This window comes from Burkholderia ubonensis, assembly GCF_001718695.1.
GTDB classification, from domain to species: Bacteria; Pseudomonadota; Gammaproteobacteria; order Burkholderiales; family Burkholderiaceae; genus Burkholderia; species Burkholderia ubonensis_B.
In genome coordinates this window covers 130,992-152,299 of the sequence record NZ_CP013420.1, presented here as the reverse complement: position 1 = coordinate 152,299, position 21,308 = coordinate 130,992, and the positions used below count along the sequence as shown (strand labels likewise).

The window sequence follows — 21,308 nt, the reverse complement described above, 5'->3', positions numbered from 1 at the left end:
CCAAAACGGCCCGGCCAATGTCGCCGGCCCGGCTTCACCAGACCGAGATCTTTTCCATGCCAGGAACCGCAGCACCCAGCCGGCGACGCACGTCCGTGCCAGCCTCGGCACACCACACCCGATCGGCCGCCGATCCCGACCTCGATACGACGCTTCATACCGCCGGCTCGCCGTCCGGGGCGGCAGCCGCGGCCGCGGCTGCGGCCGTGACGGTGGCCGTGAGCGTCGCCGACGCGCCCCGCGACCGCGCGCTGCGGCTGGCCTGGCGCGCGTGGCTGCTGGTCGCGGCACTGGCGGCTGCGTACCTGCTGCCCGGCATAGTGGGCCATGATCCGTGGAAGCAGGACGAAACCTACACGTTCGGCATCATCCAGCACATGCTCGAGACCGGCGACCTCGTCGTGCCGACCAATGCCGGCGCGCCGTTCATGGAAAAGCCGCCGCTCTACGCCTGGGTCGCGACGAGCCTCGCCTGGCTGCTGCAGCGCGTGCTGCCGCTGCACGACGCGGCGCGGCTCGCGAGCGCGCTGTTCGCGGCGCTCGCGTTCGGCTTCACCGCGCGCGCGGCGCGCGTCGCGAGCGGCGCTGCCGGCTGGTTCGACCTGAAGGTGATCGGGCCGGTCGCGCTGTGCGCAAGCAGCCTCGTCGTCGTCAAGCACGTGCATGACATGATGACGGACGTCGCGCTGTTCGCCGGCACGGCAATCGCGTTTTGCGGCCTGCTCGAACTCGTGATGCAGCACGTCGCGCGCGGGCGCCAATTGCAGCACGGGCTGCCGGTGCGGCCGTCCGGCCCCTGGGCTGCGCCGCTGTTCGGCGCGGGCGTCGGCGTCGCGTTGATGGCGAAGGGACTGTTCGTGCCGCTGGTGTTCGGCGCCACGCTGACCGCCGTGCTGGCGCTCTATCCCGAATGCCGCACCCGCGCGTTCGCGCGCGCGCTCAGCATCGCCGCGCTGGTGTTCGCGCCGTTCGCGATCATCTGGCCGACCGCGCTGTTCCTGCGCTCCGAGACGCTCTTCCTCACCTGGTTCTGGGACAACAACGTCGGCCGCTTCTTCGGCTTCTCGGTGCCGCAGCTCGGCGCGGAAAACGACAAGCCGCTGTTCATCCTGCGCGCGTTCCTGACCGTCGGCATCCCGGTCACGCCGCTCGCGATCGTCGCGCTCGCCCGGGGCGCATGGCGTGACTGGCGCGCGCCGCGCATCGCGCTGCCGGTCGTGTTCGCCGGCGTCGGGCTGGCAGTGCTGGAAGTGTCCGCGACGTCGCGCCAGCTCTACATCCTGCCGTTCTTCGCGCCGCTCGCGCTGGTCGCCGCGCAGGCGATCGACCGCCTGCCGCAAAGGCTGCACGTCGCGTGGGATTACCTGAGCCGCGCGCTGTTCGGCAGCATCGCGGTGCTCGCATGGACGATCTGGTCGGTGATGGCCGATCCGGCCGCGTCGCACGAACGCCTCGCGCCGCTCGGCCGCTGGCTGCCGCTCGACTGGACGATGCCGATCGAACCGGGCCTCGTGCTCGGCGCGCTCGCGCTGACGGTCGGATGGCTCTGGCTGCTGCCGACGCTGCGCACGACGGGCCGCTGGCGCGGCGCACTGTCGTGGGCGTCGGGCGCGATCGTCGCGTGGGGCCTCGTCTACACGCTGCTGCTGCCGTGGCTCGACGTCGCGAAAAGCTACCGTTCGGTGTACGAAGACCTGAACGCGCACCTCGCGCTCGAATGGAACGACGGCGACTGCATGGCGAGCCTGAACGGGCTCGGCGAGTCGGAAGCGCCGATGCTCTACTACTTCTCCGGCATCCTGCACCGGCCCGTCTCCGACCCGGCGGCGACGCGCTGCACGTGGATGATCGTCCAGGGCGTGCGTGCCGTCGATCCGTCGCCGGGCAGCGAATGGAAGCTGTTCTGGACGGGCGCCCGGCCGGGCGACGACAACGAGATGCTGCGCGTCTACGTGCGCACGCCGGAGCAGCACCCGCAATGACGGTGGTTGAAGGCGCATCGCGCCTTCGAGCGGCATGCCGGGCGGGCCGCGCTGCATCGCGGGCCCGGCCGGCCCACCTCACTACGCGTCAGAACGACGACCCCGGCTCGCGGAGGAACACAGCCTCCTCTGCGGTCGACGCGCGCCCGAGAATCGCGTTCCGGTGCGGGAACTGGCCGAAGCGCGCGATCACGTCCGCATGCCGCAGCGCGAAATCGTGATACCCGGCACACCCCGCCTCCTCCCTGATCCCCTCGCACAGCCGCACGGCTTCGCGCTGGCTGTCCGGCGACTCGTCGTGCTCGAACGGCAGATACGCAAACGCGCGGTGATGGCCGCTCGGCAGGTCGGCATCCCACCCCGCGGCGACCAGTCTGCGTGCGACCGCGAGCGCCTTCGGGTCCGCGGCGAACGCGCGCGGCGTGCCGCGATGAACGTTGCGCGAGAACTGGTCGAGCACGACGATCAGCGCGAGCGCGCCGAGCGGCGACGCGGCCCAGTCGTCGCAGGCGCCGTCGCATGCCGCGTCGAGCAGCGCGCCGTAGCGCTCGCGCAGCGCGGCATCGAGCGCCGCGCCGCCGTTGAACCAGATCTTGCGCGGGTGGCCGAATTCCGCCGAGCCGGGCGCGCCGAACCAGAAATCCAGCACGTCGCGGGCACGCGGATCGAGCGCCGCCGCGTCGTTATGCGTGTTGTTCGCGTCATTCACCGTCATGCAAGCTCCAGAACGACGCGCCGTGTGCGCGCACTCTTCTTTTCGAGTTTCGCGACCCGCAGGCCGCCGATTTCCGACGTGTTGCGCACGTGCGTGCCGCCGCACGGCTGCAGGTCGACACCGTCGATCCGCAGCAGCCGCACGCGGCCGAGGCCCATCGGCGGCTTCACGCTCATCGTGCGCACGAGTTCGGGCCGCGCGGCCATCTCGTCGTCGGTGATCCATTCGGTCGTGACCGGATGCGCGCCGCCGATCAGTTCGGCCAGCCGCCGCTCGACGTCGTCGCGGTCGATCGGCTCGGCCGTCGCGAAGTCGAGCCGCACGTAATCGGCCGTCACGCTGCAGCCGTCGACCGGATACGGCAGCACCGCGCACATCAGGTGCGCGGCCGTGTGCAGCCGCATGTGCCGATAGCGGCGCGACCAGTCGATTTCGGCGACCACGCGCGCGCCGGGCGCGAGCGCCGCGATGCCCGCCTCCTGCCCCGGCGCCGGCACGTGCGCGGCGTCGTCGGGCGTCGCGCCGTCGAATTTCGCCTTGCGCGTGTCGGCGATCGCGATCGATGCGCCGTCCGGCAGCGTCAGCATGCCGCAGTCGCCCGCCTGGCCGCCGCCGAGCGGATAGAACACCGTGCGGTCGAGCTGGATGCCGTCTTCGCCGACCGCCGTGACGATCGCGTCGCAGCGCGTCAGGTACGCGTCTTCCCGAAACAGGGCATGGGTCGTCATCGAGCAGCCTCGCAGCAATGGGGAGACGGCCAGTGTCGCGCCGCATCCGGCGCGCGCCCAGATCCACCTCGTGCGCGCGCGCCGCTGCGGCGTACCGGCCGATCAACCGGGCCGGTTGCGCATCCAGTCGGCGGTGTCGTAGAACGAATGCATCAGCCGCTCGCGCAGCGGCTCGGGCAGGCCGACGTCCTCCATCGCCCAGGCCATGCAGCGCAGCCACTGGTCGCGCTCGACCGACGCGATCGGGAACGGCAGGTGCCGCGCGCGCAGGCGCGGGTGGCCGAAGCGGCTGATGTAGTGATCGGGCCCGCCGAGCCAGCCGCACAGGAACCAGAACAGCCTGTCGCGGGAGCCGTCGAGCGACGCCGGGTGGAGCGCGCGGATCTCCGCGAATTCCGGCTCGAGGTCCATCAGGTCGTAGAAGCGGTCCACCATCTCGCGCACGCGGCCTTCGCCGCCCACGAGTTCGAACGCCGTCGGCTGCGACGGCGCTTCGTCATTCACATCGGTCATACGAATCAATCGGAAATCAGGTGTTCGGGGCTGCCGGCGACGCTCACGCGTCGCGCAGCGACTGCAGCGCGGGGCGCCGCAGCACATTATGCAGGCTCAGCCAGCCGGCCGCACCCGCGCACGCGACGCCGGCCGCGATGCCGGCCGGCACGAGCCACGGATCGACCGCGAGCCGGAAATCGAACACGCGCGCCGCGAGCACCCAGCCGACGCCGAGCGCGCCCGCCGCCGCCAGCACGCCGGCCAGCGCGCCGACGACGATGAATTCGGCGCGCTGCACCGCGCCCACCTGCGCACGCGACGCGCCGAGCGCGCGCAACAGCGCCGCCTCCCTCACCCGCTCGTCGCGCGAGCCGGCCAGCGCCGTATAGAGCACCAGCACGCCGGCCGCGAGCGTGAACACGAACAGGAACTGCACCGCGCCGATCACCTGCACCATCATGCGCTGCAGTTGCGCGAGGATCGGCGCGACGTCGATCGCGGTCAGGTTCGGGTAGCGCGCGATCAGCGGATCGAGCAGCGACGCGCGCGCGGCCGGCAGGTGGAAGCTCGTCAGGTAGATCGCCGGATAATCCTTGAGCGTCTTGGGCGGCATCAGCACGAAGAAGTTGACGCGGAACGTGCCCCAGTCGAGCTTGCGCACGCTCGTGACCGGCGCCTCGACCGGCAGGCCCGTCACGTCGAAGCGCAGCACGTCGCCGGGCTTCACGTTCAGCATCTGCGCGAGGCCGGATTCGATCGAGATCTGCGGCGTCGTCGCCGTGCCGAACCAGTCGCCGGCCGTGATCCGGTTGTCGGGCGGCAGCTCGGTCGTATACGACAGGTTGAACTCGCGGTCGACGAGCCGGCGCGCGTCGTCGTCCTGGTAGGCATCCGGATTCACCGGCTTGCCGTTGATCGCGACGAGACGGCCGCGCACCATCGGCGCGGGCACCGCATCGCGCACGCCGTGCGCGGCGAGATACGCGGCGACGTCGGCGCGCTGGTCGGGCTGGATATCGATCAGGAACTGGTTCGGCGCGTCGGGCGGCGTCGACTGCCGCCAGCCGGCGACCAGGTCGTTGCGCGTGATCGCGATCAGCAGCAGGCACATCAGGCCGAGCGCGAGCGCGGTAATCTGCAGCGAACTCGCGGTGCCGCGCCGGTGCAGCGACGCGAGCGCGTAGCGCCAGCCGAGGCCCGCCGCGACGCGCCCGTTGCGCACCGCGCGCACGGCCGCGAACAGCGCGAGCCTCGCGATCAGCGCGAAACCGACCAGCGCGCCGGCGAACCCGCCCGCGACGATCAGTCCGAGCTTCAGGCTGCCCGCGGCAGCGATCAGCAGCCCGGCGAACAGCACGATGCCGACCGCATACGCCGCCCACGCGATGCGTGCCGCGTCGCCCCATTCGCGCCGCAGCACGCGCACCGGCGGCACGCGCGTGAGCGGCGCGAGCGGCGGCAGCGCGAAGCCGAGCAGCAGCACGAGCGCCGCGCCGATGCCGATGGCGGCCGGCCACGGCGTCGGCGGCGGCAGCACGACTTCGATCAGGCCGCCGAGCGCCGCGAGCAGCACCCAGTGGCCGCCGTAGCCGAGCACCGCGCCCGCCACGCCGCCCACGATGCCGATGCCGAGAAATTCGAGCGCGAACAGCGCGCCGAGCGTGCGGCGGCTGACGCCGAGGCAGCGCATCGTCGCGCAACCGTCGAGATGGCGGCGCATGTAGCGCTGCGCGGCCATCGCGATCGCGACCGCCGCGAGCAGCGCGGTCAGGAGCGCGACGAGCGTCAGGAAATGGCGGGCGCGGTCGAGCGTCTGGCGCACCTGCGGCTGCCCTTCCTGCAGCGATTCGAGGCCGACGCCGCGCAACCTGCCGCCGTCGACGCGCATGTGCGCGTACGCCTCGAACCGCGCGACCGCGTCGGCGTCGCCGGCCACCAGCAGGCGATAGGTGACGCGGCTGCCGTAGCCGGTGAGCCCGGTCGCGGCCAGCTCGTCGGCGCGCATCATCAGCCGCGGCGAGAAATTGACGAACGAGAAGCCGCGATCGAGCTCGCGGACGATCGACGCCGCGACCGTGAACGTGCGCAGCCCGACGCGCACGGTGTCGCCGGCCTTCAGGTGCAGCGCGTCGAGCAGCGCGGGATCGGCCCAGACCGTGCCGGGCGCGGGAATCGCGGCCGCCTTGCGCGCGGGCGCGCCCCCGGCCGGCGCGATCTCGACCGCGCCGCGCAGCGGATAGTCCGGCGACACGGCCTTCACGGCCGCGAGCCGTGCGGGCGGCGCGTCGCCGGTCGCCTCGCCGACGGTCGAGCCGATCATGCTGGGAAAGATGGCCGTGGTCGCGGTGCGCAGCCCGAGCGAGCGGGCCTGCCGGTCGAACGACGGGTCGACCGGACGATCGCCGCGCACGACGAAATCGGCGCCGAGCATCTGGCGCGCATCGCGCTCGAGCCCCTGGCGCAGCCGGTCGGCGAGGAAGCCGACGCTCGTCAGCGCGGCGACCGCCAGCACCAGCGCGAGCACGAGCAGCGTCAGCTCGCCCGCGCGCCAGTCGCGCCCGGTCATGCGGATGGCCTGCCGGATCAGGTCGCGCCGGCCGAATCGACCGGCATGCGCCGCGCCGGCCGCGTCATCGCGCCCACCGGATGGCCGCCCCACGGATGGCCGCCCCACGGATGGCCGCCCGGTCAATCCCGCTTCCCGACCGAGTTCAGCCGCGACACCATGTGGTTCGCCATGCCCCGGAAGCCGCCCGACACGCCGCGCCACAGGCGCGGCAGCGCCCACGCCGAGCACGCGATGAAGGCCGCGAGCAGCACGAGGAACAGCAGCGGCACGAAGAACGCGAGCGCGAGCCCGCCGAACACGAGGCCGTCCTCGGTCGACGACGCGATCCAGTTCGAGATCGGCTCGGGGGACAGGTTGATCAGCGCGCGCGTGCCGGCCTTCGTGATGTGCGCGGCGCCGGCGAGCGAGCCGCCCGCGAGCCCGGCGACCGCGAGCACGGTCGGGTCGGCATGGCCGAGCGCGCCGGCCGCGAGCACGGCGCCGGCCGGAATGCGGATGAACGTGTGCACCGCGTCCCACAGCGAATCGAACGCGGGAATCTTGTCGGCGAGGAATTCGGCGATCGCGAGCAGCGCCCGGCGCCGATCACCCACGGCGACGTGAGGACGGCAAGCGTATCGGGCAAGTGGAGCCAGCCGGCGCGCGCCAGCACGCCCGCGATCAGCACCGTCAGGTACAGGCGCAGGCCGCTCGCCCACGCCAGCCCCGCGCCGAGCGAAATGGCTTCGATCATGGCCCTCTCCTTGCACGTTGCGTGCGCTTTGCCGATTGATCGGATCGAGTCGGTGTGACGGCCGCGCGGCGCGTGGCGACCGGTGCCGCCGGCCGCGAACGGCGCACCGGCAATCAGGCTCGAATGCGTTCCATTATAGACAGGCTATCGGCAGCGCCGCGCAATTCCACAGGGTGGCGCAGGCGCATGGGGACGTGCCTGCCGGCGTCACGGGCATCAGGGGCGTCAAGCGCCCGATGACAGCTTCAGGCCGACCAGCCCGAGCACGATCAGCGACGCGCTCGCGATGCGGGCGACGGTCAGCGCCTCGCCCATCATCACGATGCCGAACACGAACGCGCCGACCGCGCCGATGCCGGTCCACACCGCGTACGCGGTGCCGAGCGGCAGCTGGCGCATCGCGAGCGCGAGCAGCCCGAAGCTGGCCAGCGCGGTGACGATCGTAAACACCGACGGCCCGAGCCGGGTGAACCCTTCCGACGATTTCATGCCGGCCGCCCAGGCCACTTCCAGCAATCCGGCGATCAACAACCATACCCACGCCATCTCGACGTGACTCCATGGATCGGACGGGGTCGTCCCCGTTGAAGCGAACGGCCCGGGGCCGTCCCCGGGCGGCGCCGAGTATAGCAACGGCGGCGCGGACTGCCCGACCCGCGGGAACCGGTCGGGACCGAGCTGGGCCAGGTGTAGCCGATGAACGCCGGCGGCCACACCACAGCCCAGTTCGCCGCAGCGGCCGAGCGCTCAGTTCGAGACGCGCGCTGCGCCGGCGTCGCCGACGCAGCGATCGTCACGGTACAGCGCCCATTCCTCGCACACGCGGCCGTCCTTGAACACGCACATCCCGACCTGCCCGCGCGGTAGCGTGCGCACCACGTGCCGGCCGCCGAGCTTCTCGCAATTGACGGTCGCGGGGTTCGCGAGCACCGGCTGCGCCGCCGGCTGCCCGGGCGGCAGCGGTTGCGCGAACGCGCTGGGCCCGACGAGCGCCAGCGCACAGATGACGACCAGACGGACGGACATGGCACCCTCCTCGGTTTCGTTCATGCAGCGCTCAGCATAACGGGGAATCGGGCCGTGTGTGCGGCACCGCTCGCTGCGTCACGCATCACGCACCGCGCATCACGCGACGCCGACCAGCCGGTAGCCGACGCCCGTCTCGGTGACGATGTACTCGGGTTGCGCCGGGTCGCGCTCGAGCTTCTGGCGCAGGTGCGCCATGTAGATGCGCAGGTAGTGATGGCTCTCGACGTGCGACGGCCCCCACACGTCGCGCAGCAGCTGGCGGTGCGTCAGCACGCGGCCCGCGTGGCGCACGAGCGTCGCGAGCAGCCGGTATTCGAGCGGCGTCAGGTGCACGATCTCGCCGTCGCGCCAGACCTGCCGCATCGCGAGATCGACGCTCACCGCGCCGAAGCTCACCTTCGGCGACTCGTTCGCGCCGCCCTGGTTGCGCCGCCGCAGCTGCGCGCGAATCCGCGCGCGCAGCTCGGACACGCCGAACGGCTTGGTCAGGTAGTCGTCCGCGCCGGCGTCGAGCGCGGCGACCTTCTCGTCCTCCTGCGTGCGCGCGGACAGCACGATGACCGGCACCTCGGACCAGCCGCGCAGCTCGCGGATCACGTCGAGGCCGTCGGTGTCCGGCAGGCCGAGGTCGACGATCACGAGATCGGGCTTGCGGGTCGCCGCGTCGATCAGCCCCTGCTTGCCGGTCTCGGCCTCGAACACGGCGATGTCCTCCTCCTCGAGCGCGGCGCGCACGAAACGGCGGATCTGTTTTTCGTCCTCGATCAGGACGACGGTCAGGCTCGGTTCACTCATGGTCTTGCGGAGGTTCGGATGATGACGGCGCGAACGGCAGCGCGTGCAGCGCGTCGGCTTCGTCGTCGGACACGGCGGGCGCCGCCGGCGGCGTGTCGACCGGCAGCGTGAACCAGAAGCGCGCGCCCGTCACGCGGCCGTCGGGCCCGATGCGGTTGAGCGCGCCGATTCTACCGCCGTGCGCCTCGACGATCGCGCGGCAGATCGCGAGCCCGAGGCCGATGCCGGGCGTCGCCGATTCCTTCTCGCCGCGCGTGAACTTGTCGAAGATCCGCGTTTCCATGCCAGGCGGCAGGCCCGGGCCGTGATCGTCGACGTGCACGCGCACGAATGGCAGGCCGTCCTCGGTCACGCGCTGGGCGCCGATCTCGAGCGGCGTGTCGGCCGGCGTGTACTTCGCGGCGTTCTCGAACAGGTTGGTGAACAGGCGCTCCATCAGCACCGCGTCCATCTGCAGGAGCGGCAGGTCCGCCGGCAGCGCGACGCGCGCCGGATGCCGCGCGAGCACGCGCCGGCACGCGGCGAGCGCCGCGCCGACGGTCTCCTCGAGCAGCGACCACTGGCGCTTCAGCTGCAGGCTGCCGGCTTGCAGCCGCGCCATGTCGAGCAGGTTCGTGACGATGCCCGTCATCCGCAGCGCTTCGTCGTGAATCGCCTCGACGAGCTCGTCCTCGCGCGGCCCGTGCCGCGGCGCGGCCGTCGCGTCGCCGCGCGGCGCGGCCGAGCGCGCGTTCGCGAGCATCGACGAAAAGCCGACGATCGTCGTGAGCGGCGTGCGCAGGTCGTGCGAGATCGCCGACAGCAGCGAGTTGCGCAGCCGCTCCGACTCCATGCTGACGAGCGCGTCGCGCGCGATCTCGACGTAATGCACGCGCTCGATCGCGAGCGCGATCTGTGCGGCGAAGGCGTCGAGCATCCGCTGCTGCTCGGGCTCCTCGAGCTCGCGCGGGTCCGTCGACACGACCGCGAGCACGCCGCGCGTGCGCATCGGCGCCTTCAGCGGCAGGTACAGCGCGGCCGTCGCCGGCAGCGTGTCGGTGCCGTGGCCGGCCGGCTTCTGCTGGTCGTACACCCACTGGCCGACGTCGTTGTCGAGGTCGGGGCCCGTCAGCGTGACGGCCGCGTCCGGCTCCTCGATCTTCTGCTGCACCTTGTCGGCGCTGTCCGGCAGCAGGATCGCGACGCGCGCGCGGAACACCTCGCTCACGTGCCGGCTGCCGATCTCGACGATCTGCTCGGTCGTCAGCGCCGCCGCCAGCTCGCGCGCCATCGCATAGATCGCGCCCGTGCGGCGCTCGCGCCGTTGCGCGATGCTCGCCTCGCGGGTCAGCGTCGACGTCAGGTGGCTGATCACGAGCGACGTCAGCAGCATCCCGAAGAACGTCAGCAGGTACTGCGTGTCGCTGACCGAGAACGACATGCGCGGCGGCACGAAGAAGAAGTCGAACGCGGCCACCGACAGGAACGACTGCAGCACTCCCGGCCCGCGCCCGAGGCGCACCGCCGAGAACACGACGCCCAGCAGGTACAGCATCACGAGGTTGGTCAGGTCGAGCCGACCGGACACGGCGGTCGCGACCATCGTGATCGCCGCGCAGATCGCGGCCGCGTACGCATAGTGCCGCGGCGGCGAACGGTGGCCGGCCGCCCAGGCGCGCGAACGCGTCGCGCCAGTCGCGCGCGCGCGCGTCGAGGGGGGCCGCGCGCACCTCGTCGCTCGCGGACGCGCGGATCAGCATCAGGTCGACGTCGCCCGCGCGCTCCGCGAGCTTCTCGCCGAACGGCCGCGCGAACCAGCGCGCGAGCCCGGTCTTGCGCGAGCCGCCCGCGACGACCTTCGACACGTTGCGCACCTTCGCATAGCCGATCAGCGCGGCGACCGCGTCGCCGCCGGCGAGCGTGGCCGTCTCCGCGCCCAGCTCGGCGGCGAGCTTCAGCGCGTTCAGCGTGCGCTCGCGCTGCGCGTCGGGCAGGCGCTGCAGCCGCGGCGTCTCGACGTAGACGGCGATCCAGTCGGCCTTCAGGCTCGCGGCGAGCCGCGCGGCCGCGCGCACCAGCGTCGGCGCCTCGGGTCCCGGCCCGACGCACACCAGGAGCCGCTCGCGCGCCTGCCAGATGCGCTGGATCGAGCGGTCGGCGCGGTACTCGCGCATCTGCGCGTCGACGCGGTCGGCCGTGCGCCGCAGCGCCAGCTCGCGCAGCGCGATCAGGTTGCCCTTGCGGAAGAAGTTGCGCACCGCGCGCTCGGCCTGCTGCGCGAGATAGACCTTGCCGTCGCGCATCCGCGCGAGCAGCTCCTCGGCGGGCAGGTCGACGAGCGTCACCTCGTCGGCCGCGTCGAACACGCGGTCGGGCACGGTCTCCCACACGCGGATGCCGGTGATCGCGCCGACCACGTCGTTCAGGCTCTCGAGATGCTGGACGTTGACGGTCGTATAGACGTCGATGCCCGCGTCGAGCAGCTCGTAGACGTCCTGCCAGCGCTTCAGGTGGCGCGCGCCCTGCACGTTCGAATGGGCGAGCTCGTCGACGAGGATCAGTTCGGGCTTGCGCGCGAGCGCGGCGTCGAGATCGAATTCGGCGAACGTGCGGCCGCGGTGGTCGAGCTTCGCGAGCGGCAGCACGTCGAGGCCGTCGAGCAGCGCGGCGGTTTCGCCGCGGCCGTGGGTCTCGACGATGCCGACGACGACGTCGACGCCTTCCTGCCTGCGCTGGCGCGCGGCCTGCAGCATCGCGTAGGTCTTGCCGACGCCGGCGGAGGCGCCGAAGAAGATCTTGAGCTGGCCGCGCCGCTGCTTTTCTTCGTCACGCTGCAGCTTGTCGAGGAGTTGGTCGGGATCGGGGCGGTTCATGCGTCAGAGGAACGAAACGCGCGATTCGCGCGCGTACGAGCATTGTTGATCCAAATCGTCATAAAAGGCAAAGACGGCGCAAGCGCCGTCGGGCAAACGCGCGTCCGGCGCGGGTCGGGCCGCGCCGCACGCCGGTTGGGCATCGCGCTCAGTGCGCGGCCTGCGCCGCGTCCAGCGCGAGGTTCAGCTTCAGCACGTTCACGCGCGGCTCGCCAAGCACGCCGAACTGGCGCCCGGTCGTGCTCGCGGCGACCAGATGCGCGACCGCGTCGGGCGACAGGTTGCGCGCCTTCGCGACGCGCTCGACCTGGTAGGCGGCCGCGGCCGGCGTGATGTCCGGATCGAGGCCGCTCGCGGACGCGGTCACGAGGTCGACCGGCACCGGCTTCGACAGGTCGGTGCCCGCGTCGCGCAGCGCGGCGATGCGCGCCTTCACTTGGTCGACGAGCGACGGGTTCAGCGGGCCGAGGTTCGAGCCGCCGGAGCCGCTCGCGTTGTACGGCATCGGCGTGGTCGCCGACAGGCGGCCCCAGAAGTACTTCGGCGCATCGAACGGCTGGCCGATCAGCGCGGAGCCGACCACCTTGCCGTCCTGCTCGATCAGGCTGCCGTTCGCCTGCGACGGAAACACGGCCTGGCCGAACACGGTCATCACGGCCGGATAGGCCAGCCCCGTCACCGCGGTCAGCACGGCGAAGATCACGAGCAGCGGACGAATCAACGTTTTCATGGTGAAGTTTCCCTCAGGCCCAGCCGAGCGCGGCGAGCGTCATGTCGATCAGCTTGATGAACGGGAACGGCAGCAGCACGCCGCCGAGGCCGTAGACCAGCAGGTTGCGGCGCAGCAACGATGCGGCGCCGAGCGGCCGGTACGTGACGCCCTTCAGCGCGAGCGGGATCAGCGCGACGATGATCAGCGCGTTGAAGATCACCGCCGACAGGATCGCGGACGCCGGAGACGTCAGGTGCATGATGTCGAGCACGCGCAGTTGCGGATAGGTCGTCACGAACGCGGCCGGGATGATCGCGAAATACTTCGCGATGTCGTTCGCGATCGAGAACGTCGTCAGCGAGCCGCGCGTCATCAGCATCTGCTTGCCGATCTCGACGATCTCGATCAGCTTGGTCGGGTTCGAGTCGAGGTCGACCATGTTGCCCGCTTCCTTCGCCGCCTGCGTGCCGGTGTTCATCGCGACCGCGACGTCGGCCTGCGCGAGCGCCGGCGCGTCGTTGGTGCCGTCGCCCGTCATCGCGACGAGGCGCCCCGCCGCCTGGTGCTCGCGGATCGTCGCGAGCTTGGTTTCCGGCGTCGCTTCCGCGAGGAAGTCGTCGACGCCGGCCTCCGCCGCGATCGCCGCCGCCGTCAGCCGGTTGTCGCCCGTCACCATCACGGTCTTGATGCCCATCTTGCGCAGCTCCGCGAAGCGCTCCTTGATGCCGCCCTTCACGATGTCCTTCAGCTCGATCACGCCGAGCACGCGCGCCGCGCCGTCGCGCAGCTCCGCGACCACGAGCGGCGTGCTGCCGCGCCGCGCGACGTCGTCGACCGCGCGGCGCACTTCGTCCGGAAAGCGGCTGCCGTGCGTTTCGACGTAGCGGCGGATCGCGTCCGCCGCGCCCTTGCGGATCTCGCGGTGCGGCGCCCCGGAGGAAGTCCCCTCGGGGGACAGGTCGACGCCGCTCATCCGCGTCTGCGCGGAGAAGCCGAGGAACGTCGCGTGCAGCTGCGCCATGTCGCGCTGGCGAATGTTGAAGCGCTCCTTCGCGAGCACGACGATGCTGCGGCCTTCCGGCGTCTCGTCGGCGAGCGACGACAGCTGCGCGGCATCGGCGAGCGCTTCCTCGGTCACGCCCGGCGCCGGCACGAACGCCGACGCCTGGCGGTTGCCGAGCGTGATCGTGCCGGTCTTGTCGAGCAGCAGCACGTCGACGTCGCCCGCCGCTTCCACCGCGCGGCCCGAGGTCGCGATCACGTTCGCCTGCATCATCCGGCTCATGCCGGCCACGCCGATCGCGGACAGCAGGCCGCCGATCGTCGTCGGGATCAGGCACACGAGCAGCGCGACGAGCGCGGTGATCGTCACCACGTGCCCCGCCTTCATCGCCTCCACCGAGAACATCGAGAACGGCAGCAGCGTCGCGGTCGCGAGCAGCATCACGATCGTCAGCGCGACGAGCAGGATCGTCAGCGCGATCTCGTTCGGCGTCTTCTTGCGCTTCGCGCCCTCGACCATCGCGATCATCCGGTCGAGGAACGCCTCGCCCGGGTTCGCGGTGACCTTCACGACGATCCAGTCGGACAGCACGCGCGTGCCGCCCGTCACCGACGAGAAGTCGCCGCCCGACTCGCGGATCACCGGCGCCGATTCGCCGGTGATCGCCGATTCGTCGACCGACGCGACGCCGTCGACCACCTCGCCGTCGGCCGGGATCACGTCGCCCGCCTCGACCAGCACGACGTCGCCGCGGCGCAGCTCGGTCGCGGTGGTGATGCGGATCGGCGACTTCGGATGCGGCTCGTTGAGCTTCTTGGCCATCACGTCGCGCTTCGCGCTGCGCAGCGATGCGGCTTGCGCCTTCGAGCGGCCTTCGGCGAGCGCCTCCGCGAAGTTCGCGAACAGCACCGTGAACCACAGCCACAGCGCGATCGCGAGGATGAAGCCCGCGGGCGCCTCGGCCTGGCCGGCGAGCGCGGCGATCCACAGGATCGTCGTCAGGATGCTGCCGACGTACACGCAGAACATCACCGGGTTGCGGAACTGCGTGCGCGGCGTGAGTTTCTTGAACGCGTCCACGATCGCCGGGCGCACGAGCGCCGGATCGAACATGGAGCGTGTTGCGGAATGTTGAGTCATCGCAATCTCTTGAATGCTTGTCCTTGCCGGCGTGCGGGTTACGCGCCCAGCCACATCATCAGGTGCTCGACGCCGGGCCCGAGCGCGAGCGCGGGCACGTAGGTCAGCGCGCCGACCAGCAGCACCGTGCCGAGCAGCAGCACGACGAACAGCGGCCCGTGGGTCGGCAGCGTGCCGCTCGTCGTCGCGATGCGCTTCTTCGCGGCGAGCGAGCCCGCGATCGCGAGCACCGGCACGATCGTGCCGAAGCGGCCGAACCACATCGCGATCGCCGTCATCCAGTTGTAGAACGGCGTGCCCACCGTCAGGCCCGCGAACGCGCTGCCGTTGTTGTTCGCGGCGGAGCTGAACGCGTACAGGATTTCCGAGAAGCCGTGTGGGCCCGGGTTCAGGATGCCGGCCTTGCCCGCATCGGCGAGCACCGCGATCGACGTGCCGACCAGCACCAGCAGCGGCGTGAGCAGCACGACGATCGACACCATCTTCATCTCGTACGCCTCGATCTTCTTGCCGACATACTCCGGCGTGCGGCCGATCATCAGGCCGGCGACGAACACCGCGAGCAGCGCGAACACCAGCATCCCGTAGAGGCCCGAGCCGACCCCGCCGTAGACCACTTCGCCGAGCTGCATCAGGAGCATCGGCACGAGGCCGCCGAGCGGCGTCAGCGAATCGTGCATCGTGTCGACCGCGCCGCACGACGCGGCCGTGGTCGCGACCGTGAAGATGCCGGTCTGCGCGATGCCGAAGCGCGTCTCCTTGCCTTCCATGTTGCCGCCCGCCTGCAGCGCGCCCGCCGACTGGTCGACGTGTCCCCCAAGGGGACTTCCTTCGGGGCGTCCCCCAAGGGGACTTCCTTCGGGGCGCAGCGCCGCGAGCGTCGGGTTGCCGGCCTGCTCGGCGCTCACCTCGACGCCGACCGCGACCGTGAACGCGACCGTCATCGCCGCGAGCACCGCGATGCCCTGCCGGCGGTCGCCGACCATGCGGCCGAACACGAGGCACAGCGCCGCCGGAATGATCAGGATCGAGAAGATCTGCACGAAGTTCGCGAACGGCGTCGGGTTCTCGTACGGATGCGCGGAGTTCGCGTTGAAGAAGCCGCCGCCGTTGGTGCCGAGCATCTTGATCGCTTCCTGCGACGCGACCGGGCCCATCGCAAGCGTCTGCTTCGTGAGCGGCGTCGCGACCGTCACCGGATTGCCCTTGTCGTCCTTGACCGGGTTGCCCTGCGCGTCGAGCTTCGGCGCGGCGTAGGCGCCCGCCTGCAGCACCGGCACGTCCTGATACGCCTTCATGTTCTGGATCACGCCCTGGCTCATCAGCAGCGCCGCGACGAGCGCCGCCATCGGCACGAGCACGTACAGCGTCACGCGCGTGAGGTCGACCCAGAAGTTGCCGATCGTCTGCGCGGTGTGGCGTGCGAAGCCGCGGATCAGCGCGATCACGACGACGATGCCGGTCGCCGCGGACAGGAAGTTCTGCACGGTGAGGCCGAGCATCTGCGTCAGGTAGCTGACGGTCTGCTCGGGCGTGTAGTCCTGCCAGTTCGTGTTGGTGACGAAGCTGACCGCGGTGTTGAACGCGCCGTCGACCGTCATCGCGCCGAACTGCTGCGGGTTGCCGGGCAGCAAGCCCTGCAGGCGCAGGAGACCATAGAGGAACAGCGCGCCGAGCGCGTTGAATGCGACCGTCGCGATCGCGTACTGCTTCCAGTTCATCTCGCGGCCGGCGTCGACGCCGGCGATGCGATAGAGCGCGCGCTCGAGCGGGCCGAATACGCGCACGACGCGCGAGCTGCCGTCCATCACCGCCGACAGGTAGCGCGCGACCGGCACGGCCGCCGCCAGCAGCACGACGATGAACAGCACCCGATTGAAAGATCGTGTTCGCGTTCATTCGATGTCCTCCGCGCGCAGCAGCGCAAAGACGAGATACGCGAACAGCAAGGCGGACGAAGCGCCCGCCAACCACAGCATCCAGGTCATGCCCGCCCCCCGCGGCCGTATTGCGCGAGCTTCTCGCAACCGGCGATCAAACCGAGGATCAGCGCGGTGAACAGCACCAGAGCGCCGATGAAAACCCCATCCATTTTTGTGTTCTCCGTCGTCGAAATCGGACGACTAGAACCTTATTGGAACGCGCGTAAAGGACGGGTCAAAGGTCGTCGGGGGCGTGTAAAAAACGCGTAAACGGGAAGGCGGGGGAAGGCGGCGCCGCAGCGCCGCCCGGGGGAGATCGCGAGCCGGCCCGGCGGCCGGCGCGGCGGTGTCAGGGCACGAGGATCGTCGAGCCGGTGGTCTTGCGGGCCTCGAGATCGGCGTGTGCGCGCGCAACTTCCTCGAGCGGATAGCGCTGGTTGATGCTGGTCTTCACCTTGCCCGACTGGATCACGTCGAACAGCTCGGCCGCGGCCGCTTCGAGGTCCGCGCGTTTCGCGATGTACGAGAACAGCGTCGGCCGCGTGAAGAACAGCGAGCCGCGCGACGAGAACTCCTTCGAGTCGATCGGCGGCAGCGGGCCGGACGCGTTGCCGAAGCTGACGAACAGCCCGAGCGGCGCCAGGCAGTCGAGCGAGCCGACGTAGGTATCCTTGCCGATCGAATCGTAGACGACCGGCAGCAGCGCGTCGTTCGTGATCGCCCGCACGCGCTCCGTGAAGTTCTCGCGCGTATAGACGATCGGGTGATCGCAGCCGTGCGCCTTCGCGATCTCCGCCTTCTCGTCGGAGCTGACCGTGCCGATCACGGTCGCGCCGAGCGCTTTCGCCCACTGGCACACGAGCAGGCCGACGCCGCCCGCCGCCGCATGAATCAGGATCGTGTCGCCGGCCTTGACCCGATACGTGCGGCGCAGCAGGTAGTGCGCGGTCAGGCCCTGCAGCATCACCGACGCCGCGTCTTCATAAGTGATCGCGTCGGGCAGCTTGACCACGCGATCGGCGGGCAGCACGCGCTCCTGTGCATATGCGCCCGGCGACGACCACACGTAGGCGACGCGGTCGCCCGGCTTGAACGCGGTCACGTCGTCGCCGACCGCCGTCACCTCGCCGGCCGCCTCCATCCCGAGCCCGGCGGGCAGCGGCTGCGGATAGAGCCCGGTGCGGAAATACACGTCGATGTAGTTGAGCCCGACCGCATGCTGCTTGACCCGGACCTGGCCTGCCTGCGGCTCGGCGACCTCGACGTCGACCCACTTCATCACTTCCGGGCCGCCCGCCTGGTCGTATCGGATTGCTTTCGGCATCGTATCGCTCCTCGTTGGTGAATGCTTCAAGGGAAGGTTCGCTCGCCGCCGCGCGGGCCGGCGACGGCCGGTGCAGGCACGCGCCGGCGGCCGTCGCGCAGTCCGACGCCCGACGCCTGACGCCTGACGCCCGATTCTCGCGCGTCGCCGCGCGCAGCGCACGGCCCTGCCACGAGCAGGGGCAAGCGGGCCTAGCAGACGTCCTGCATGTTGCGCGCCAGATCGTCGAGCAGCATCCGCGCGGTCGCGACGTTGGTCGCGCACGGCACGTTGTGCACGTCGCACGCGCGCACCAGCGCGGTGATGTCGGGATCGTGCGGCTGCGCGGTCATCGGGTCGCGCAGGAACACGACGATGTCGACCCGGCCCTCGGCCAGCTCCGCGCCGATCTGCAGGTCGCCGCCGAGCGGCCCGGACAGCTTGCGCTCGACGTCGAGGCCGTGCGCGGCCGCGATGCGGCCGCCCGTCGTGCCGGTCGCGACCAGCCGGCAGCGCGCGAGCGTCGCGCGATACTCGCCCGCGAGCGCGACGATCTCGTCCTTCTTCGCGTCGTGCGCAATCAGTGCGATGCGGGGTGTGCTCATCTCCAAGTCCTTCGGTTCGTTGTCGTCGTAAAAGCCGGCCGCGCGGCGCCCGTCAGAACGTGCCCGGGTAAGCGCCGCCGTCGAGCAGCCAGTTCTGCCCGGTGATGTAGCCCGCGTGCACGCTGCACAGGAACGCGCACGCGGCGCCGAACTCGTCGCGCGTGCCGAGGCGGCCCGCCGGAATCTCCCGCGCGCGCCGCTCGCGCATTTCGTCGACCGTCACGCCCTTCGCCTGCGCCGACGCGGCGAGCGTCGTCGCGATCCGGTCGGTGTCGAACAGGCCCGGCAGCAGGTTGTTGACCGTCACGTTGTGCGCGGCGACCCGGCGCGCGAGCCCCGCGACGAAGCCGGTCAGCCCGGAGCGCGCGCCGTTCGACAGCGCCAGCACGTCGATCGGCGCCTTCACGGCGGAGCTCGTGATGTTGACGATCCGGCCGAAGCGGCGCGCGATCATCCCGTCGACGGTCGCGCGGATCAGCTCGATCGGCGTCAGCATGTTCGACTCGAGCGCGCGGATCCAGTCGTCGTGCGAGAAATCGCGGAAGTCGCCCGGCGGCGGGCCGCCCGCATTCGTCACGAGAATGTCCGGCTGCGGGCAGGCGGCAAGCGCGGCCGCGCGCCCGTCCGGCGTCGTGATGTCGCACGCGATCGCGGTCACGGCGACGCCCGACGCCGCGCGGATCGCGTCCGCGGTCGCCTCCAGCGTGTCGCGCGTGCGCGCGACGATCACGAGATTCACGCCCTCGGCGGCCAGCGCTTCCGCGCAGCCTCGCCCGAGGCCCTTGCTTGCCGCGCACACGAGCGCGGTCTTCCCTGCGATGCCGAGATCCATCGTCGATATCCGTTGTTGATTGCGGCGCGCCGGGCGGCGCGCGGGTTGTCGGTCAGACGTCGATAATATCCGGATCGCGCGGCCCGTCTTGGTAAACTTGCGTCATTGCGCGCAGACGGGCCCGCCGCCCGCCTGCCGTCCCGAACTCCTTTTGCGCCAGGGCGCCTCCGTCATGAAACAGGACAGCCGTTTCCCGAATCTCTTCATCCTCGATCACCCGCTGATCCAGCACAAGCTGACCCACATGCGCGACAAGGACACGTCGACGCGCACGTTCCGCGAGCTGCTGCGCGAAATCACGCTGCTGATGGGCTACGAGATCACCCGCAACCTGCCGATCACGACCAAGCGGGTCGAAACCCCGCTCGTCAAGATCGACGCGCCGGTGATCGCCGGCAAGAAGCTCGCGATCGTCCCCGTGCTGCGCGCGGGCGTCGGGATGTCGGACGGCCTGCTCGACCTGGTCCCGTCGGCGCGCGTCGGCCACATCGGCGTGTACCGCGCGGACGACCACCGCCCGGTCGAGTACCTCGTGCGCCTGCCGGACCTCGAGGACCGGATCTTCATCCTGTGCGACCCGATGGTCGCGACCGGCTACTCGGCCGTGCACGCGGTCGACGTGCTCAAGCGCCGCAACGTGCCGGCCGCGAACATCATGTTCGTCGCGCTCGTCGCCGCGCCGGAAGGCGTGCAGGTGTTCCAGGACGCGCATCCGGACGTGAAGCTGTACGTCGCGTCGCTCGACTCGCACCTGAACGAGCACGCGTACATCGTGCCGGGCCTCGGCGACGCGGGCGACCGGCTGTTCGGCACGAAGAACTGAGGAATCGCGATCCGGGGGCCGGCCATCCGGGGGCCGGCCGTCCGGCCCTCCGCCGGTTTCGCGGCGGCCGGCCCCGGCCGTTCGGCCATGCGCGACGGCCCCAAGCGGACGGCCGCCGCGTGATAAAATCTCGGTCCACTCGACACGCGCGGCCCCGCGGCTTCACGCCCGCCCCAACGGCCGCCGATTCAACGACACATTGGCTTAAACGCCCGCGCAAAGCGCCGGGGCGACGGAGAAACGTATGGCTGGTCACTCGAAATGGGCCAACATCAAGCATAAGAAGGCAGCGGCCGACGCGAAGCGCGGCAAGATCTGGACCCGCCTGATCAAGGAAATTCAGGTCGCGGCGCGCCTCGGCGGCGGCGACATCGGCTCGAACCCGCGCCTGCGTCTCGCGGTCGACAAGGCGGCCGACGCGAACATGCCGAAGGACAACGTGAAGCGCGCGATCGATCGCGGCGTCGGCGGCGCGGACGGCGCGAACTACGAGGAAATCCGCTACGAAGGCTACGGCATCAGCGGCGCGGCGATCATCGTCGACACGCTGACCGACAACCGCACCCGCACGGTCGCGGAAGTGCGCCACGCGTTTTCGAAGTTCGGCGGCAACATGGGCACCGACGGCTCGGTCGCGTTCATGTTCGATCACGTCGGCCAGTTCCTGTTCGCGCCGGGCACGTCGGAAGACGCGCTGATGGAAGCGGCGCTCGAGGCAGGCGCGAACGACGTCAGCACGAACGACGACGGCTCGATCGAAGTGCTGTGCGACTGGCAGGAATTCTCGAAGGTGAAGGACGCGCTCGAAGCCGCCGGCTTCAAGGCGGAGCTCGCCGAAGTGACGATGAAGCCGCAGAACGAAGTCGAATTCACCGGCGACGACGCGGTGAAGATGCAGAAGCTCCTGGACGCGCTCGAGAACCTCGACGACGTGCAGGAGGTGTATACGAACGCCGTCGTCGTCGAGGAATGAGATGCCTGCCGCCGTGCGTCGTGTTCGCGGCGGCGGCCCGACCGATTATCGCGGCCGGCGCGCCTGAGCGTGCCGGCCGCCCTGTTTTCCAGTCTGC

General features: G+C 70.7%; 18 protein-coding genes and 2 pseudogenes. 3 read left to right on the top strand and 17 right to left on the bottom strand.

The annotated features are described in order from the left end of the window. The first annotated feature begins 56 nt into the window (after positions 1 to 56). Entirely contained in the window at positions 57 to 1,982 is a 1,926-nt protein-coding gene (locus WJ35_RS00685) for an ArnT family glycosyltransferase (protein WP_069238601.1), read from the top strand. Positions 1,983 to 2,070: 88 nt separating this feature from the next. Here the strand turns inward: WJ35_RS00685 and WJ35_RS00680 are convergent, their stop codons facing one another. The 17 genes and pseudogenes from WJ35_RS00680 to WJ35_RS00605 form a co-directional block, all read right to left on the bottom strand. Continuing rightward, the gene (locus WJ35_RS00680; protein WP_060231965.1) at positions 2,071 to 2,697 is read right to left on the bottom strand and encodes a DUF924 family protein; all 627 of its coding nucleotides are present in this window, start codon (positions 2,695 to 2,697) and stop codon (positions 2,071 to 2,073) included. Further along, complete coding sequence (locus WJ35_RS00675) at positions 2,694 to 3,425, bottom strand: alanyl-tRNA editing protein (RefSeq protein WP_059537303.1); 732 nt, start codon at positions 3,423 to 3,425, stop codon at positions 2,694 to 2,696. Before WJ35_RS00675 ends, WJ35_RS00680 begins: the two co-directional genes overlap by 4 nt. Positions 3,426 to 3,527: 102 nt before the next feature. Continuing rightward, entirely contained in the window at positions 3,528 to 3,938 is a 411-nt protein-coding gene (locus tag WJ35_RS00670) for a group II truncated hemoglobin (RefSeq protein WP_010091159.1), read from the bottom strand. A gap of 43 nt (positions 3,939 to 3,981) precedes the next feature. After that, complete coding sequence (locus WJ35_RS00665; protein ID WP_230459662.1) at positions 3,982 to 6,486, bottom strand: ABC transporter permease; 2,505 nt, start codon at positions 6,484 to 6,486, stop codon at positions 3,982 to 3,984. Positions 6,487 to 6,608: 122 nt separating this feature from the next. Then, on the bottom strand, positions 6,609 to 7,082 hold the full coding sequence (locus tag WJ35_RS00660) for a DUF4126 domain-containing protein (protein ID WP_335645769.1): 474 nt from the start codon (positions 7,080 to 7,082) through the stop codon (positions 6,609 to 6,611). A 44-nt stretch (positions 7,083 to 7,126) separates the two neighbouring features. Then, positions 7,127 to 7,222: pseudogene (locus tag WJ35_RS32620) on the bottom strand (DUF4126 domain-containing protein); the annotation flags it as partial. A gap of 225 nt (positions 7,223 to 7,447) precedes the next feature. Continuing rightward, positions 7,448 to 7,768: a quaternary ammonium compound efflux SMR transporter SugE gene (gene sugE, locus WJ35_RS00655; RefSeq protein WP_069238600.1), complete on the bottom strand. Its 321-nt coding sequence runs from the start codon at positions 7,766 to 7,768 to the stop codon at positions 7,448 to 7,450. A 201-nt stretch (positions 7,769 to 7,969) separates the two neighbouring features. Next, on the bottom strand, positions 7,970 to 8,248 hold the full coding sequence (locus tag WJ35_RS00650) for a DUF333 domain-containing protein (protein WP_069239376.1): 279 nt from the start codon (positions 8,246 to 8,248) through the stop codon (positions 7,970 to 7,972). 99 nt (positions 8,249 to 8,347) lie between these two features. Further along, positions 8,348 to 9,046 (bottom strand): two-component system response regulator KdpE, encoded by a 699-nt coding sequence (kdpE, locus tag WJ35_RS00645; protein ID WP_069238599.1) that lies wholly within the window; start codon positions 9,044 to 9,046, stop codon positions 8,348 to 8,350. After that, a pseudogene (locus WJ35_RS00640) lies at positions 9,039 to 11,898 on the bottom strand (DUF4118 domain-containing protein). Before WJ35_RS00640 ends, kdpE begins: the two are co-directional and overlap by 8 nt. A gap of 148 nt (positions 11,899 to 12,046) precedes the next feature. Further along, complete coding sequence (kdpC, locus tag WJ35_RS00635) at positions 12,047 to 12,628, bottom strand: potassium-transporting ATPase subunit KdpC (protein ID WP_060231975.1); 582 nt, start codon at positions 12,626 to 12,628, stop codon at positions 12,047 to 12,049. Between the two features lie 13 nt (positions 12,629 to 12,641). After that, on the bottom strand, positions 12,642 to 14,753 hold the full coding sequence (kdpB, locus tag WJ35_RS00630) for a potassium-transporting ATPase subunit KdpB (protein WP_060231978.1): 2,112 nt from the start codon (positions 14,751 to 14,753) through the stop codon (positions 12,642 to 12,644). Between the two features lie 38 nt (positions 14,754 to 14,791). After that, positions 14,792 to 16,624 carry a potassium-transporting ATPase subunit KdpA gene (kdpA, locus tag WJ35_RS00625; RefSeq protein ID WP_069238598.1) on the bottom strand — a complete coding sequence of 611 codons (1,833 nt, stop codon included), beginning with the start codon at positions 16,622 to 16,624 and terminating at the stop codon, positions 14,792 to 14,794. A gap of 24 nt (positions 16,625 to 16,648) precedes the next feature. Further along, complete coding sequence (kdpF, locus tag WJ35_RS00620) at positions 16,649 to 16,741, bottom strand: K(+)-transporting ATPase subunit F (protein WP_010091145.1); 93 nt, start codon at positions 16,739 to 16,741, stop codon at positions 16,649 to 16,651. Positions 16,742 to 17,024: 283 nt separating this feature from the next. After that, complete coding sequence (locus WJ35_RS00615; protein WP_060232300.1) at positions 17,025 to 17,999, bottom strand: quinone oxidoreductase family protein; 975 nt, start codon at positions 17,997 to 17,999, stop codon at positions 17,025 to 17,027. A gap of 191 nt (positions 18,000 to 18,190) precedes the next feature. Next, positions 18,191 to 18,583, bottom strand: a complete 393-nt coding sequence (locus tag WJ35_RS00610) for a methylglyoxal synthase (RefSeq protein ID WP_069238597.1) — start codon at positions 18,581 to 18,583, stop codon at positions 18,191 to 18,193. A gap of 52 nt (positions 18,584 to 18,635) precedes the next feature. Further along, a complete protein-coding gene (locus tag WJ35_RS00605; RefSeq protein ID WP_059885854.1) occupies positions 18,636 to 19,415 on the bottom strand; it encodes an SDR family oxidoreductase in 780 nt (259 codons plus the stop codon). A 172-nt stretch (positions 19,416 to 19,587) separates the two neighbouring features. Here WJ35_RS00605 and upp point away from each other — a divergent pair, with 172 nt between their 5' ends. Continuing rightward, positions 19,588 to 20,238 carry a uracil phosphoribosyltransferase gene (upp, locus tag WJ35_RS00600; RefSeq protein ID WP_060231984.1) on the top strand — a complete coding sequence of 217 codons (651 nt, stop codon included), beginning with the start codon at positions 19,588 to 19,590 and terminating at the stop codon, positions 20,236 to 20,238. A gap of 244 nt (positions 20,239 to 20,482) precedes the next feature. Further along, on the top strand, positions 20,483 to 21,211 hold the full coding sequence (locus WJ35_RS00595) for a YebC/PmpR family DNA-binding transcriptional regulator (RefSeq protein ID WP_010091139.1): 729 nt from the start codon (positions 20,483 to 20,485) through the stop codon (positions 21,209 to 21,211). The last annotated feature ends 97 nt before the right edge of the window (positions 21,212 to 21,308 follow it).

What these genes read in the sequence shown, in the direction of transcription:
- WJ35_RS00685 (WP_069238601.1), top strand. Translation starts at nt 57, where the DNA reads ATGCCAGGAACCGCAGCACCCAGCCGGCGACGCACGTCCGTGCCAGCC.
- WJ35_RS00680 (WP_060231965.1), bottom strand. Translation starts at nt 2,697, where the DNA reads ATGACGGTGAATGACGCGAACAACACGCATAACGACGCGGCGGCGCTC.
- WJ35_RS00675 (WP_059537303.1), bottom strand. Translation starts at nt 3,425, where the DNA reads ATGACGACCCATGCCCTGTTTCGGGAAGACGCGTACCTGACGCGCTGC.
- WJ35_RS00670 (WP_010091159.1), bottom strand. Translation starts at nt 3,938, where the DNA reads ATGACCGATGTGAATGACGAAGCGCCGTCGCAGCCGACGGCGTTCGAA.
- WJ35_RS00665 (WP_230459662.1), bottom strand. Translation starts at nt 6,486, where the DNA reads ATGACCGGGCGCGACTGGCGCGCGGGCGAGCTGACGCTGCTCGTGCTC.
- sugE (WP_069238600.1), bottom strand. Translation starts at nt 7,768, where the DNA reads ATGGCGTGGGTATGGTTGTTGATCGCCGGATTGCTGGAAGTGGCCTGG.
- WJ35_RS00650 (WP_069239376.1), bottom strand. Translation starts at nt 8,248, where the DNA reads ATGTCCGTCCGTCTGGTCGTCATCTGTGCGCTGGCGCTCGTCGGGCCC.
- kdpE (WP_069238599.1), bottom strand. Translation starts at nt 9,046, where the DNA reads ATGAGTGAACCGAGCCTGACCGTCGTCCTGATCGAGGACGAAAAACAG.
- kdpC (WP_060231975.1), bottom strand. Translation starts at nt 12,628, where the DNA reads ATGAAAACGTTGATTCGTCCGCTGCTCGTGATCTTCGCCGTGCTGACC.
- kdpB (WP_060231978.1), bottom strand. Translation starts at nt 14,753, where the DNA reads ATGACTCAACATTCCGCAACACGCTCCATGTTCGATCCGGCGCTCGTG.
- kdpF (WP_010091145.1), bottom strand. Translation starts at nt 16,741, where the DNA reads ATGACCTGGATGCTGTGGTTGGCGGGCGCTTCGTCCGCCTTGCTGTTC.
- WJ35_RS00615 (WP_060232300.1), bottom strand. Translation starts at nt 17,999, where the DNA reads ATGCCGAAAGCAATCCGATACGACCAGGCGGGCGGCCCGGAAGTGATG.
- WJ35_RS00610 (WP_069238597.1), bottom strand. Translation starts at nt 18,583, where the DNA reads ATGAGCACACCCCGCATCGCACTGATTGCGCACGACGCGAAGAAGGAC.
- WJ35_RS00605 (WP_059885854.1), bottom strand. Translation starts at nt 19,415, where the DNA reads ATGGATCTCGGCATCGCAGGGAAGACCGCGCTCGTGTGCGCGGCAAGC.
- upp (WP_060231984.1), top strand. Translation starts at nt 19,588, where the DNA reads ATGAAACAGGACAGCCGTTTCCCGAATCTCTTCATCCTCGATCACCCG.
- WJ35_RS00595 (WP_010091139.1), top strand. Translation starts at nt 20,483, where the DNA reads ATGGCTGGTCACTCGAAATGGGCCAACATCAAGCATAAGAAGGCAGCG.